This window comes from Bacteroides hominis, from assembly GCF_033042785.2.
Taxonomy (GTDB): domain Bacteria; phylum Bacteroidota; class Bacteroidia; order Bacteroidales; family Bacteroidaceae; genus Bacteroides; species Bacteroides hominis.
In genome coordinates, this window is sequence record NZ_CP178829.1 from 1,266,444 (window position 1) to 1,281,006 (window position 14,563).

Below are 14,563 nucleotides of genomic sequence, written 5' to 3' on the forward strand. Positions count from 1 at the left end.
CAAAAATGAAGCTGAAAGACGTTTAGCTTAACTGCTTAATGATATGAATGATAGTCTTTTATATAAACTTTCCAGTGGCAAGCCTCCTAAGTTTATTTATTTTATAAGTAATACTTTGAAGATGCTTATTCCGAATGCTTTTTATCGGTATAAGTTGAAAAGTACATTGGCTCAATTACAGTATCGTTCGGATAAAGACTATATCGAAGAGAGAGTGAATTATTATAATAAGCTGTCTTCTCCTTCTTCTTTGCCGGAGAAGTCTTTTATAAAGAATGAATTTCGGTATTTGATCTTTTTAGGGACTCTTGCGGACAATAAAAAATCTCTTTTTCATACCGCATATTTTTTTGATACCAGGGAATATACCCGTTGGTTTAAACAATCTCTTCGGTGGGGATATTGCCCGGGCGATGTATATTTCACTCCGGAATTCCCGTCTATTGTGAAAAGCCGTTTACTGACCGATTCCAATGATAACTCTGTTGTTATGAAACTGGATAAGTTCAGGCATTTTATGTTTGTAAATGATACAATGCCTTTTTCTTCTAAAAAGGATATGGTTATCTTCAGAGGGAAAATACGACGAAGCCGTACCCGTAAATTATTTTTAGAGATGTATATGGACCATCCGATGTGTGACTGTGGAGTCGTTGGTAAGGATGAGGGAGTACCGGACGCATGGATGACTCCTAAAAAAACGATTCGTCAGCATTTGGATTATAAGTTCATAATGGCATTGGAGGGGAATGATGTTGCATCAAATCTGAAATGGGTAATGTCTTCTAACTCGATAGCAGTGATGCCGCGTCCCACTTGCGAAACTTGGTTTATGGAAGGGAAATTGATTCCTAACTATCATTATATTGAGATTAAACCCGATTTTACGGATTTGGAGGAACGGTTGAAGTATTACATCGAACATCCGGAAGAGGCTCAACAAATCATAGAGCATGCTCATGAATATGTGGCTCAGTTCAGAAATCCTCGTCGTGAAAAGTTAATATCGCTGTTGGTTCTGGATAAATATTTTCGGATGACAGGTCAAAATATTGAAGATTGATAAAACTCTATTCTCCTATGATACATATAGCATGTAATATTGACTCTAATTTTACGGTACACTGTGCAGTAACTTTGGTTTCACTGTTCGAAAATAACCGTGAATCTGAGTTTTGTATCCATATTGTGGCCTCTACACTGCCTTCTGAAGATAAGGAAGTACTAAAAACAATAGCAGGTCGTTATGGTAATGAAGTACGCTTTTACTTTCCTCCGGAAGACTTGTTGCATAATTTTTCTATCAAGAAGTTTGGTAAGCGCATTTCTATGGCTACTTATTACCGTTGTATGTTCTCAGCCATTTTACCGGAAGAGGTGGATAAAGTGCTTTATCTGGATTGTGATATTGTTATTCTTGGAGATATATCAGAGTATTGGAATACAGATATGAGTAATTATTCGGTTGCTTGTGTCGAAGATATCGGCAGTAATGAAGATGAACGTTATGATATCTTGAAATATGATAAGTCATTCTCTTATTTTAATGCGGGAGTACTACTTATCAATTTGCGCTATTGGCGTGAGCATAAAATAGATGAACAATGTGAACAGTATTTTTTACGATATCCCGAGCGTATCCGCTTTAATGACCAGGATCTTTTGAATGCTGTTCTGCATGAATCTAAACTTTTTGTTCCCTTAAAATGGAATATGCAGGATGGTTTCTACCGTTATGGGGCGGATAAAGGAGTGAAAGATAAGAAGCAATTGCATCAACAATTGCTCCATCCTGTTATCCTGCATTATACTAATAAAAAACCCTGGAATTATGATAGCATGCATCCTTTGAAAGGAGAATACTTTAAGTATCTGGATATGACTCCCTGGAAAGGCAAACGACCTTTATCTACTTTTAAAGCTCGTTTGTCCTGGTGGTTGAAGTTGCTTCCTTATGCAATGCGGTTCCGTAAGCCCAAGTATATGAAGCTGTAAATACATTGATCAAAGCATTTGCTATCTGTTGCGTCTTTTTTGTACAATTTTCCGGTATATAATCATTCCAATTGTATATAGTTTGAAATGATTATATATGCAGTATCGTCTGATCGCTTTTGATAATCCGATGTCTTTCAGACTGAGATAGTCATAATGGTGACAAATCTCCATTGTAGCCGCAATTATTTGGTCATTAAGGGGGGAAGGCCTCATGATGACAATATGATTGATTAAGTGGAATGCTTTTTTTAGTAGTTTTAATGGCTTTTCCGATACAGTTTGTTCCTGTTTGACAAATTGGTATTGATCATGCAGGATCTTAACTAACTGGAATTCTTCAATTGGGTTGAAAGTTGTGTTTGTGAGGCTGTCGGTGCGAATTCTATAGTGATACTTAGGCGCTTGTATCAATACCGTTTTGTTAGCTCTATGAAATATCTTGTAACTGAGGGCTGCATCTTCGAAAAATTTTCCCATGGGAAAGCGGAGATTGTTGAATAATTCCCGTTTATATAACTTTTCCCAAACATAGTTTCGTATAATCTTATCCTTAATAAGAGCCATCATGGCATCTTTGTGATTAAATGTAATTATCTCTTTAGACTCAAATGCAGCTTTGATCTTTGTTCCATATTCTATATAGTGCGCACAGGCAGATATGTCTGCTTGGTACTTACTTAGAAGATTATAAAGTGTTTCGTACATATCATTTTCAATCCAATCATCACTATCCACGAAACCTATTAAATCACCGGATGCAATATCAAGGCCTGCATTACGAGCATCGCTTTGTCCTCCGTTTTTTTTGTGTATGACTTTGATTCTTGTATCCAATTTAGCAAATTTATCACAAATAGCAGGGGATTCATCTGTCGAGCCGTCATCAACGATGATCACTTCTAAGTGGGTATATGTCTGGTCTAAAACCGATTGAATGCATTGGCTTAAAAAGGGGGCTACATTATATACCGGAATAATAATACTTATTAATGGAGACTCATCGATTTTTTTCATCATTAAGTAGTTTATTTAGTTAAGTCTAGGATCATTTTTACATATATGGATGCAAATATAGTATAATAGTAGTATATATGTGCTCTTTTAACCTAAAAAATGTAAATACAATCCGTTTGTTGTCTTGGCTATACATACTTTTGTATATGATAAAGAGAAGAATTTTATTTTTTCATGGTGAGTTTCCTGCTGGAGGAGCTGAAAGAGTTACAATGGATATTGCCGATTTTGTAGCTCAATATGGCTATGAAACATATGTTATTACACATCAGATTAACAGTGGAAGTTATTCCAATATTAAGGTTATTGAGTTTCAAGGTGGAGGCGATGTTGACAGTCAGGAGAATGCTGACTTTATCATACATACTCTCAACTCGTTGAAAATTGATATCTTCATTCTGCCTATTTGTCTTTTAAGCAGATTGGATTTTATTAAAAGTAAAGTTGATAGTAAATTGATCTTTGCTTGTCACAGCACTCCTTTCTGGGAAATAACAGCCCGTCTACATAGGAGAAGGGGTAGAGCGCGTGGTTCTTTCTTTAAAATGTTGGAATGGGGGTTATTAACTTATCCAAAGATAGTATGGTTAAAGAAATATGACTCTTTTTTTATTAATCAATATAAGTTTGTTTATGATCAAGTTGATGCTTTTACTGTTTTGTGTGAGGAATATAAACAAATACTGCTTAATAAAATGGGAGTATCACTTGATGAGCAGAAAGTACATGTTATATATAATTCTGAGAGACAATGTCCGAATGTTAATTTGAATAAGAAAAAGCAGATTCTCTTTGTTGGGCGTATGAGTTATTATGATAAGCGGGTTGACCGTTTGTTGGATATTTGGGGAATGATATATAAAAAAGTACCGGATTGGGAATTGATTTTAGTAGGAGGTGGAAAAGAACTTCCTCTACTTCAAGCTAAAAGTCAAAAGATGAAACTTCAACGAATACGTTTTGCGGGACATAGCGATCATGTCGATGATTTCTATCGTGATGCTTCCGTATTATGTTTGACTTCAGCTTTTGAGGGATGGCCACTATGTTTGACGGAGGCTCAGGCGAATGGTGTCGTACCTGTAGCTTTTGATTGTGTAGCCGGGATACGCCAGATTTTGTCGCCTTCAGGAGTTAATGGGTGCCTTGTACCTTCTTTTAGTTTACATAAATATGCTGAGATGTTATTGTCTCTGTTGATGGATTCGGAAAAGTTACAAAAGATGCGGAATAACGTGATTTTGAAGTCAAAAGAGTACTCTCCTGAAATTGTCGGACAAAAATGGCTCGGTTTGTTCGAATCATTGTTATAATCTCTTTTGTATGAATACCTTTTTAGGAGAATATAAGTTTAAACTTTTCTCTTCTTGGGAATCAGTTTGCGATAAAGTGTCATTCCTATTTTATATATTCTGAAATGATGATAAATGAAATATCGTTTGATGGTTCTTGACACTCCGATATCTTGTGGTTTTAGATAATCATATTGGTGCATAATCTCTAATGTTTTGTCAATGACCTCATTGTTGAGTGTTGAGGAGGGTAGTATAATCGTGTGATTGATTAAGTGGATGCTTTTCTTTATAATCATTACAGGTTTATCATTGATTAGTTGACGTTTTTTCATGAATTGATATTGTTCGTGTATGGCTTGCACATATTGTATTCCTTTGAGAGGGCTGAACGAAGAATTAGTAGTGCTTCCCCAACGAATTCTGTAGTGATATTTAGGTTTGTATTTTAATACAGTTTTGTTGGATCTATCAAATATCTTATAACTTAGGGATATGTCCTCAAAAACTTGTCCAATAGGGAAATATAATCCGGTAAATAGGTCACGTTTATATAATTTTTCTACGACATAATTTTTTATAATCTTATCTTCAAACAATGTTTTCATAACATCTGCATGGTTGAAAGTCATTATTTCCTCTTGCGATCTGTAGACAGTTGGTCTGCCATCCTCATATTCCAGATAATGTGTGCAGGCAGATATATCTGCTCCGTATTGACTGATTAGATTATAAAGTGTCTCATACATATCGTTATCAATCCAATCATCACTATCCACAAAACCGATATATTCTCCGGATGCTGTGTCTAAACCGATATTTCGGGCGTCACTTAACCCACCATTTTTTTTGTGTATCACTTTCACACGAGCGTCTAAGGCTGCAAAATGGTCACAAATAGCAGGTGAATGGTCTGTGGAACCATCATCTACAACAATAATCTCCAGGTTAGTATATGTCTGATCCAAAATTGATTGCAGGCATTGATGTAAATATGCCTCTACATTGTATACAGGCACAATAATGCTGATAAGGGGGAGTGTTCCCGATTTTTCCATTTTTATTTAGGTTTAGTAATATGCTATTGTCTTTGTACGTTGCAAAGATAACATATTGTTTTTGTTTTTCTGAATATATATTTGATAGCTTTATGGGATGCGTGGTTGTTTTTGCAGTATAAAAAGAGAGCATCTGCTTAATTCGCCACTGACTTTCTACTCTCTGAATAGTAACTTGCTGAATATTTTCTGTTATCTTTGCAACTTAATCATTTAATAGTAAGTAATGAAGGAATTTTTTCAACTTATGCGGCGTTTTGTACCGCCTTACAAGAAGTATGTAATATGGGCGTTGATACTGAATTTATTCTCGGCCATTCTGAATATATTTTCTTTTTCTTTGATAGCCCCCATTCTACAGATATTATTTAAGGTTGATAAAGATGTATATGAGTTTATCCCATGGGATACTGCTTCAATTAGTACAAAGGACCTTCTGATAAATAATTTCTATTATTATGTTTCAGATATGATCCAGATCAACGGCGCTTCTTTTACTCTGATGTTGTTAGGACTCTTTTTAGTGGTAATGACTTTCTTTAAAACATTCTGCTATTTCGCTTCGTCAGCCGTGATGATTCCTTTGCGTACCGGTGTGGTACGGGATATTCGAGTGATGGTCTATGATAAAGTGATTCGTTTGCCACTTGGATTCTTCTCGGAGGAGCGAAAAGGAGATATCATAGCCCGTATGAGCGGGGACGTGGGAGAAATAGAGAACTCGGTTACCAGTTCATTGGATATGTTGGTAAAGAATCCGATCTTGATAATCGCTTATTTTACTACACTGCTTGTAATCAGTTGGCAACTAACCCTTTTCACTTTATTGGTTGTACCATTGATGGGATGGGTGATGGGTACGGTAGGCAAAAAACTGAAACGTCAATCCCTTGAAGCTCAGGCAAAGTGGAGCGATACGATGTCGCAACTGGAAGAAACATTAGGAGGACTTCGTATCATTAAGGCTTTCATTGCTGAAAATAAGATGATGAATCGTTTCCTGAAATGCAGTAACGAGTTTCGGGAGGCAACCAATAAAGTGGCGACCCGTCAGGCATTAGCCCATCCGATGAGTGAGTTTTTAGGTACGACCATGATTGTAATTGTGCTTTGGTTTGGCGGTTCACTGATTTTGAGCAGTCATTCTTCTATTGATGCTTCTACTTTTATGGTATATCTGACCATCCTTTATAGCGTAATCAATCCTTTGAAGGAATTTTCAAAAGCCGGGTATAATATTCCTAAAGGTTTGGCTTCGATGGAGCGTGTGGATAAGATTCTGAAAGCGGAAAATAAGATTGTGGAGATTCCTGAACCGAAGCCGCTGAATGGGTTAAAAGAGAAAGTAGAATTTAGGGATATTTCTTTCAGCTATGATGGAAAGAAAGAAGTGCTTCAACATATTAACCTCACTGTACCTAAAGGTAAGACCGTTGCTTTGGTTGGACAGTCCGGTTCAGGGAAATCTACATTGGTAGATTTGTTGCCCCGTTATCACGATGTACAGGAAGGAGCGATTACTATTGACGGAGTCAGCATTAAAGACGTTCGCATCTCCGACTTGCGCAGCCTGATCGGGAATGTCAATCAGGAAGCCATCTTGTTTAACGATACTTTCTTTAATAATATAGCTTTTGGTGTAGAAAATGCTACGATGGAGCAAGTGATTGAGGCTGCCAAGATTGCCAATGCTCACGATTTTATCATGGAGAAAGAAGACGGCTATCATACGAATATAGGTGACCGAGGCAGTAAACTTTCCGGAGGCCAGCGTCAGCGTATCAGTATAGCACGGGCTATCTTGAAGAATCCTCCGATTTTGATTCTTGACGAGGCTACTTCTGCTTTAGACACTGAGTCGGAACGGTTGGTACAGGAGGCATTGGAGCGTTTAATGAAAACACGTACCACCATTGCTATTGCCCACCGTCTCTCTACCATCAAGAACGCAGATGAAATATGTGTACTATATGAAGGAGAAATAGTAGAACGTGGAAAACACGAAGAATTATTGGCTAAAAACGGTTATTATAAACGACTGAATGACATGCAGTCGCTGTAGGCATGGCAGAGAGATAGTGAACTCCCTCACTTTTTAATAATAACTTTTTTGCTAAGGCAGGTAGGGCAAGGTGGATTTGCCCTACTGGGGTTATAGGCTAATTCGATATCAGAAGAAAGAATCTTTGAGGCAGTTGAACGTTATCATGTTTGAAAGAAATTTTTTTCGGTAGTATTCCTTTCGGGATTTATTTGTTATTGGGGGTGATACGATACAATCCTTATTTCCTTCCGAAGTCTGCCGGGATTTCTCCCCATTGCTTGGTTTCCCACTTCAATATTGGGGTGGAATATTTATTTTCTTTAAGCCATTTTTCTGCACGTTCTATCAATCCGAACAATTTTTCTGTTTCAGCGGTCCGGGGAAGTTTTGTCTTGCATTTTTTTTGTTTTACCCAGCTGATTGCATTTGCGCTATCGCTATAGATAGGCATGTCGAATCCTTTCTGTTTCAGTAAAGCGAGTCCATGTACCAATGCCAGAAATTCGCCAATATTGTTAGTTCCCTTCATCGGGCCGAAATGAAAAATCTCTTGTCGGCTTGCGACGTGAACGCCACGGTACTCCATAGGTCCCGGATTACCACTGCATGCTGCGTCTACTGCAAGGCTGTTTTCAATGACCGCTGCCGGGAGTGTGTCTGGGAGGGTAGGGGAATCAGCTGTTTTCTTCTTAGCATTCTTGCCGATATAAGCATAAGGTGATGAAGCAAAAGCACGTTCTGCTTCCTCCCGGTTATCGAAAGATTTATATTTGGCACTATCATATCCTTTCACCTGCAGCTGACATTCGGTCCAGGATTTATAAATGCCGGGAGTTACTCCATCCCATACAACGTAATATTTTTGTTTGGCCATACTTGGTGTTTTCAGCTTATTGGGCAGTAAAGGTACGAATATATTCTATTACCGAACAACTTTCGTTTATAGGTTGTTTTAATTTCAAAGAACCAATGTAAAAAAGAAAGGAGTATTTTTATGAAAAAATCCTTCGAAGAGGCCCTCAAGCATAGAAGGACCTATTATTCGATAACAAATCAGTCTCCGGTTTCTGATGAGGAGATAGAGCGGATTGTCAATCTTGCTGTAACCCATGTGCCCTCTGCATTTAACTCTCAGTCCACTCGTGTAGTGCTGTTGTTGGGTGAGAATCACAAGAAACTATGGCATATTGTAAAAGAAACATTGCGAAAGATTGTTCCACCGGAAGTTTTTAAAACGACTGAAGCTAAAATTGATAATTCTTTTGCCAGTGGTTATGGAACTGTTTTATTCTTTGAAGACCAGTCGGTTGTGAAGGGACTCCAGAATGCTTTCAGTAGTTATAAAGATAATTTTCCGGGGTGGTCGTTGCAAACGTCTGCGATGCATCAGTTGGCGGTTTGGACAATGTTGGAAGATGCCGGTTTCGGAGCTTCCCTGCAACATTATAATCCACTAATTGACGAAGAAGTGCGTCATACCTGGCACCTACCGGAAGAGTGGCACTTGATTGCCGAAATGCCGTTTGGACTTCCTGTGCAAGGACCGGGTGATAAGGATTTTAAAGATCTGGATTCCAGAGTGAAGGTCTTTAAATAAGGTATATTCATTTAACCGGAAGGATTAATATCGTTTTATCTTTGGTAAGAACTTACTGAGTAGCGTTACATGGCTTTGTCTGCAATGTGTTATGATTAAGTTTGTTATGAAGAAGAACAGTGCCCTTATTCCGGCCCGGGTAGCTGTGCCCATGGGCCCGCATACCCGGGCTCATGGGCACAGGTATGCGGGCTCATGGGCCTGCGTACCCGGGCTGGGATAAAGAAAGAAGCATAAACAGAAAAGGTATTAAGGAAAATAAAATGGTATAATAGGCGAATATAGATAAGGAACTAATGGTATGCTATTGGGAATCAGTGGTGTATTTCGAGTTTTACTTAAAAAAAGAGGGTGGAAGATGGAAGATAGAGGTGGAAGATAAATGCCTTGAAAATGCGATCTTCCACCTCTTTAATTTATTGATAACCATCTGCTAATGTTCCGAAAGGTGGAAGATGGAAGATCGAAATGCATTTTTTGTATGAGGGGTACGTATAGGATTGTTTTTATTTTCATGCTTGCATGCGAAAAGTTACCATCCGGGTTATTGGTTGTTCTATTAATAAATATCTATCTTTGCACCAAAATGCCGTTTGCTTATGATTCGTATATTTCTGACCGGCTATATGGGGGCCGGGAAAACTACGTTAGGAAAAGCTCTCGCACGAGAACTACATGTCCCATTTATCGATCTGGATTGGTATATTGAAGAACGTTTTCACAAGGCGGTCGGAGAATTATTTACCGAGCGGGGAGAGTCCGGCTTTAGGGAACTTGAAAAGAGCATGTTACATGAGGTTGGTGAATTTGAAGATGTGGTAATCTCTACAGGGGGAGGAGCGCCTTGCTTTTTCGACAACATGGAGTATATGAACCGGGTTGGTACTACTGTTTTTTTGGATGTAGACCCCAAAGTGCTGTTTCGCCGGTTACGGGTTGCCAAGCAGCAGCGCCCCATACTGCAAGGAAAGGAAGATGACGAACTGTTTGATTTTATAATACAGGCGCTTGAAAAACGTTCATCTTTTTATCGTCAGGCTAAATATATTTTCTGTGCTGACGAATTGGAGGATCGCAAGCAGATTGAAACTTCCGTGGAACAATTGCGCAAACTTCTGGATTTGCACATAGTAAGCTAAACTCTAAGAAAACTTATTTTCTGATTCGGCAATCATTCTTTTTCTTCTCTATTTTTTGTTCAGTCGACCAATATTACTATCTTGCAGTCGCTGTGAGGTTTTGTGCCTTCCGGTATCTTACAACCCAAATAAAACGATCAGACAATTATGGAAACTTTAAAAGAGAAATTCGAAGCCTTATCCCGTCAAGTCCGGGCATCCGGGAAATCTGCCGCCGCATGGTTCCCTCAGTTTACACCTGCTACATTGCTGAATGCCGAAAACTGGTGGGAAGCACTTGCTGTATGTGAGTACGCATTGGATACACAGGAAGATGAAACGCTTACAGCTGACTTTTTTGAGCTGATATTCAGTGCATACGATTGTAATGTAGAGGTGGATCTTAATGAAGAAGAGTATGCTTATTGGTGGGAGAAGGTGATAAGTATATGCGATCGTGTAGCTGTATTTAACGGTGCCGGTTGGTCGCAGAAAGGTGCGCAATATTCAGAAGCCCGTTATGGGACACGTGATCTCAGTCTCTTATTTCCTTATTATGAGAAGGCGGCAGCTATGGGAAGCCCGGAAGCTGAGGCAACCGTTGCCTATTGGCGTTATATGGGCTTCTATTGTGAACAGGATAAAGCGGAAGGAGAGCGCCGCTTTGAGGCTCTGTCTTCACCCGAGGCTGTGTTATGGGGAAAATACTACCGGGCCTATGCCGAACAACACACCGGTAGTAAAGAGAAAGCTTTGCTTATGCGGAAAGAACTGCTTGGTGAACTCCCTGAAGGACACCGTCTGCGTGCTCATGTTTATGCCGCTATGGGCGATGCACTGGACGTAGAAGAAGGAAATGTGGCCGAAGAGGCAGCATGCTATGAGAAGTCTCTTGAACTTGTTCCTAATTTATATTCTCTCAAGAATCTGGCTACGCTCTATTTCCGTTATCCGGAACTTGGTAAAAAGAAAGAGTTGGCGTTTGAGTTATGGGAGAAAGCCTGGCATGCCGGTGTATGGTCTGCAGCCAATTTCCTGGGGTATAATTATCAGGAAGAAGAGTGGCTTGACATGCCTAAAGCCATTGAATGGTTGGAGAAGGGAATGCTTTACTGCGAATCGTATTGCGCCTATGAATTAGCTTTGATTTACCTTTATAATGATGAGTATAAAAATGTAGAACGTGGTTTGATGTGCCTGCAGCGTTGCATTGACGATAATTATGTAGAGGCTTTTGAGACTCTTGCTAATATTTACTTTAACGGTGAATTGGTGGAAGAAGATATCCAACGTGCACGGCAGTTGCTGGAGAAAGCTATTGAATTGGGGTCCGGTAATGCGGCCTACCGTATCGGTTGGATGTATGAACGCGGATTACTTTCCGAAGATCCGGATTACCTGAAAGCCATGGAGTATTATGAGAAGGCGGCATCTATGAATAATGCTGACGGATACTCCCGGGCGGCTCTTTATCTGGCTAACGGATACGCCGGTGTTACGGATGCTGAGAAGTCAAAAGCCTATTATGAAAAGGCTGCGGGGTTAGGTTCATGCTTTGCATTGGTAGAGTTAGGATTCTTATATGAAAATGGAGATGTGGTAGAACAGAATTATGGGAAAGCTTTCGAATTGTTTCAGAAAGCCGCTGAGGAGGAGTACCCTTATGCGATGTATCGTGTAGGTCTTTATTTGGACAGAGGAATCATCGGTGAACCACAACCCGTAGAGGCATTCGCTTGGTATGAAAAGGCGGCCGGAAGGGGAGACGGAGATGCAATCTTTGCTCTCGGACGTTGCTATAAGAATGGGATTGGTACGGAAGAGAATCCGGATAAGGCTCTCGAATGGTTTGCTAAAGGGGCGGAGAACAACGAACCGCGTTGCCTTACGGAGTTAGGACTGGCTTATGAATATGGCAGTGGGGTAGAAGAGAACCCGCATCAGGCAGTTGAATATATGACCAAAGCGGCCGAACAAGATTATGGCTACGCTCAGTTTAAGATGGGAGATTACTATTTCTTTGGTTATGGCGCTTGTCCGGAAGATAATAAACAGGCTGTGGAGTGGTATGAGAAGGCGGTCGCCAATGATATTCCCTTAGCTATGCTGCGCATGGGTGAGTACTATCTCTATGACTATGACAAACTGAATGAATCGGAGAAGGCTTTCAACTACTTTAAAAAAGCTGCTGAGTCAGAATGTTATAACGAAGGGCTGGGAATCTGCTACGAGATGGGAATCGGGGTGGAGGACAATGAAACCGAGGCGTTTAAATATTACACGTTAGCTGCGGACAGTGGAAATGTCATGAGTATGTACCGCACCGGATTGTGTTATTACAATGGAGTCGGTGTAAAACAGAATTATGCAGAAGCCTACCGTTGGTTTAATGATGCTGCCGGAAATGAGAATGTGGCTTCTTACTATTATTTAGGCAAAATGCTGATGTACGGTGAAGGTTGTGTGCCCGATGCGGAAACAGGTATTCAATGGCTGATGAAGGCTGCAGAGCATAACAGTGATAAAGCACAGTTCGAATTGGGTAATGCTTATCTGATGGGAAACGGAGTAGAGGAAAATGATGAGATTGCCATGGAGTGGTTTGAGAAGGCTGCTGAGAATGGAAATGAGAAAGCCTTGAAGATTACAGGAAGAAGACAACGCTAAAGTAAAATGGAAAAAGAAGGTAATAATCTGTTTCAGGTCAATCTAAAAGGGATGATTGCCCTGTTATCAGAACATATTTATAGTAACCCGAATACCTTTGTCAGGGAGTTGTTGCAGAATTGTGTAGATGCTATTACCGCACTTCATAATATCGACGAAAGTTATGCCGGGCGTATTGATGTTTTTCTGAAAGAGGACGGTTCGGTGGTCTTTCAGGACAATGGGATCGGCTTGAAAGAAGAGGAAGTCCATCGTTTTCTTACGGTTATTGGTGAAAGCTCGAAGAGAGATACCCCCGATGCAGACGATTTTATCGGTCGGTTCGGCATAGGCTTGCTGTCTTGTTTCGTGGTGACCAATGAAATTAGGGTAGAGAGCCGGTCGGCAATGGGAGGAAGCCCCGTCTGCTGGTGTGGAAAGGTGGATGGCACTTATCAGACCACTTTTCCCGAAGAAGAGTGGGCGATAGGTTCAAGGGTCGTGTTGTGCCCCAAAAGTGAGTGGACTCATTTGTTTGAGTATGAAGTGTTCAAGAAAATACTGATCAGTTATGGAGAGGTGTTGCCTTACCCGATTTATCTGCATCGTGGAGAGGAAGAAGAACTGGTTAATACCCCGTCACCGGTCTGGCTGAGTCCGAAGGCTACCCGAAAAGAGTTATTGGACTATGGGACGAAGGTTTTTCAGTCGTCTGCTCTTGATGTCTTTCGTATCCGTACAGAGAGCGGGCGGGTAGAAGGCGTACTCTACGTATTGCCTTATCGTACACAATTTTCTGTACGTAACTCGCATAAGGTGTATTTGAAGCGGATGTTGTTGAGTGAAGATGATTGTAACCTTTTGCCCTCATGGGCATTCTTCATTCGATGTTTGGTAAATGCCGACGGGCTTCTTTCTACTGCGTCGCGCGAGTCGTTTGTCAGCAATGATTTATTGAAAGATGCCCGCAAAGAGATCGGGGTTACTATTAAGGAGTATCTTCGAGGATTGGTGCAGAACAATCGATCGGTGTTTGACAAAATACTGGATGTCCATCATTTCCATATTAAAGCCATAGCTTCGGAAGATAATGAACTGCTACGTTTGTTTATGGATTACCTGCCCTTTGAAACGAACAGGGGAATACGAAGTTTCGGGAGCATCCGTTCGGCGGGGAATACCATTGGCTATACACGTAATCTGGAAGACTTCAGGCAAGTACGGAGAATAGCCGGTGCACAAGGCCGGTTGGTGATCAATGCTGCCTATACATTTGATGAAACGCTGTTAAAGAAGTATGCCCGTCTTAATCAGGAACTGACTTTGGAGGAGATCTCACCCGCTCGTCTGTTGGAGCAGTTTGCTGAAGTGGAAGGTAACAAAGAACACCGGGCCTTTGAGGCAAAAGCCAGTGAGCTGTTGAAACGTTTTGGCTGTATCTGCCGCTTGAAACATTTTACACCGGTGGATACTCCGGTTATATTTGTGGCCGAAGAGAAAGAAGAGAACAGCAAAGTCGCCAATAATCCGTTGGCAGCAGTACTGGGTTCGGTAAATGCTAAAAAACGCTTACCGCCTACATTGACTTTCAATGCCGATAACGAGATGGTACAGACATTACTGCAAATTCAAGGAGACAATAAACTGTTTCAGCATGTAGTGTGCATTCTTTATGTACAATCGCTGTTACAAGGCAAATATCCTGTAAACAGTGAGGAAATGGAACTTTTCAATCACTCTCTTTCTGAACTGATGACTACTAAAATGAATGATTTTATAAACTTCCTCAATTAAAC

11 protein-coding genes are annotated in these 14,563 nt (G+C 40.3%); 8 read left to right on the forward strand and 3 right to left on the reverse strand.

From position 1 onward, the window contains the following. Positions 1-43: 43 nt before the first annotated feature. Both R3O62_RS05560 and R3O62_RS05565 read left to right on the forward strand, forming a co-directional pair. Positions 44-1,063 (forward strand): glycosyl transferase family 90, encoded by a 1,020-nt coding sequence (locus tag R3O62_RS05560; protein WP_005812245.1) that lies wholly within the window; start codon positions 44-46, stop codon positions 1,061-1,063. A gap of 17 nt (positions 1,064-1,080) precedes the next feature. Further along, a complete protein-coding gene (locus tag R3O62_RS05565; RefSeq protein WP_005822680.1) occupies positions 1,081-1,995 on the forward strand; it encodes a glycosyltransferase family 8 protein in 915 nt (304 codons plus the stop codon). 21 nt (positions 1,996-2,016) lie between these two features. On the opposite strand, the gene R3O62_RS05570 is transcribed toward R3O62_RS05565, so the two are convergent. After that, a complete protein-coding gene (locus R3O62_RS05570) occupies positions 2,017-3,015 on the reverse strand; it encodes a glycosyltransferase family 2 protein (RefSeq protein WP_085960014.1) in 999 nt (332 codons plus the stop codon). A 143-nt stretch (positions 3,016-3,158) separates the two neighbouring features. Between R3O62_RS05570 and R3O62_RS05575 the strand changes: the two genes are divergently transcribed. Further along, positions 3,159-4,325 carry a glycosyltransferase gene (locus R3O62_RS05575; protein WP_032536481.1) on the forward strand — a complete coding sequence of 389 codons (1,167 nt, stop codon included), beginning with the start codon at positions 3,159-3,161 and terminating at the stop codon, positions 4,323-4,325. A 38-nt stretch (positions 4,326-4,363) separates the two neighbouring features. On the opposite strand, the gene R3O62_RS05580 is transcribed toward R3O62_RS05575, so the two are convergent. Next, the gene (locus R3O62_RS05580) at positions 4,364-5,362 is read right to left on the reverse strand and encodes a glycosyltransferase family 2 protein (protein WP_005779398.1); all 999 of its coding nucleotides are present in this window, start codon (positions 5,360-5,362) and stop codon (positions 4,364-4,366) included. Between the two features lie 226 nt (positions 5,363-5,588). Here R3O62_RS05580 and R3O62_RS05585 point away from each other — a divergent pair, with 226 nt between their 5' ends. Beyond that, positions 5,589-7,424, forward strand: coding sequence for an ABC transporter ATP-binding protein (locus R3O62_RS05585; protein WP_005779396.1), 1,836 nt, complete (start codon positions 5,589-5,591; stop codon positions 7,422-7,424). Positions 7,425-7,644: 220 nt separating this feature from the next. Here the strand turns inward: R3O62_RS05585 and R3O62_RS05590 are convergent, their stop codons facing one another. Then, the gene (locus R3O62_RS05590) at positions 7,645-8,280 is read right to left on the reverse strand and encodes a viroplasmin family protein (RefSeq protein WP_250705012.1); all 636 of its coding nucleotides are present in this window, start codon (positions 8,278-8,280) and stop codon (positions 7,645-7,647) included. A gap of 120 nt (positions 8,281-8,400) precedes the next feature. Between R3O62_RS05590 and R3O62_RS05595 the strand changes: the two genes are divergently transcribed. The 4 genes from R3O62_RS05595 to R3O62_RS05610 all read left to right on the forward strand — a co-directional run bounded on the left by R3O62_RS05595 (position 8,401) and on the right by R3O62_RS05610 (position 14,561). Continuing rightward, positions 8,401-9,003, forward strand: a complete 603-nt coding sequence (locus R3O62_RS05595) for a nitroreductase family protein (protein ID WP_005779392.1) — start codon at positions 8,401-8,403, stop codon at positions 9,001-9,003. Positions 9,004-9,602: 599 nt separating this feature from the next. Further along, on the forward strand, positions 9,603-10,142 hold the full coding sequence (locus R3O62_RS05600) for a shikimate kinase (RefSeq protein ID WP_005812227.1): 540 nt from the start codon (positions 9,603-9,605) through the stop codon (positions 10,140-10,142). A gap of 147 nt (positions 10,143-10,289) precedes the next feature. After that, complete coding sequence (locus R3O62_RS05605; RefSeq protein WP_250705013.1) at positions 10,290-12,788, forward strand: tetratricopeptide repeat protein; 2,499 nt, start codon at positions 10,290-10,292, stop codon at positions 12,786-12,788. 6 nt (positions 12,789-12,794) lie between these two features. Further along, positions 12,795-14,561: an HSP90 family protein gene (locus R3O62_RS05610; protein WP_250705015.1), complete on the forward strand. Its 1,767-nt coding sequence runs from the start codon at positions 12,795-12,797 to the stop codon at positions 14,559-14,561. Positions 14,562-14,563: the final 2 nt, after the last annotated feature.

Bases quoted from the DNA above. Each gene is read 5' to 3' on its own strand.
- R3O62_RS05560 (WP_005812245.1), top strand. From the start codon at position 44: ATGAATGATAGTCTTTTATATAAACTTTCCAGTGGCAAGCCTCCTAAG.
- R3O62_RS05565 (WP_005822680.1), top strand. From the start codon at position 1,081: ATGATACATATAGCATGTAATATTGACTCTAATTTTACGGTACACTGT.
- R3O62_RS05570 (WP_085960014.1), bottom strand. From the start codon at position 3,015: ATGATGAAAAAAATCGATGAGTCTCCATTAATAAGTATTATTATTCCG.
- R3O62_RS05575 (WP_032536481.1), top strand. From the start codon at position 3,159: ATGATAAAGAGAAGAATTTTATTTTTTCATGGTGAGTTTCCTGCTGGA.
- R3O62_RS05580 (WP_005779398.1), bottom strand. From the start codon at position 5,362: ATGGAAAAATCGGGAACACTCCCCCTTATCAGCATTATTGTGCCTGTA.
- R3O62_RS05585 (WP_005779396.1), top strand. From the start codon at position 5,589: ATGAAGGAATTTTTTCAACTTATGCGGCGTTTTGTACCGCCTTACAAG.
- R3O62_RS05590 (WP_250705012.1), bottom strand. From the start codon at position 8,280: ATGGCCAAACAAAAATATTACGTTGTATGGGATGGAGTAACTCCCGGC.
- R3O62_RS05595 (WP_005779392.1), top strand. From the start codon at position 8,401: ATGAAAAAATCCTTCGAAGAGGCCCTCAAGCATAGAAGGACCTATTAT.
- R3O62_RS05600 (WP_005812227.1), top strand. From the start codon at position 9,603: ATGATTCGTATATTTCTGACCGGCTATATGGGGGCCGGGAAAACTACG.
- R3O62_RS05605 (WP_250705013.1), top strand. From the start codon at position 10,290: ATGGAAACTTTAAAAGAGAAATTCGAAGCCTTATCCCGTCAAGTCCGG.
- R3O62_RS05610 (WP_250705015.1), top strand. From the start codon at position 12,795: ATGGAAAAAGAAGGTAATAATCTGTTTCAGGTCAATCTAAAAGGGATG.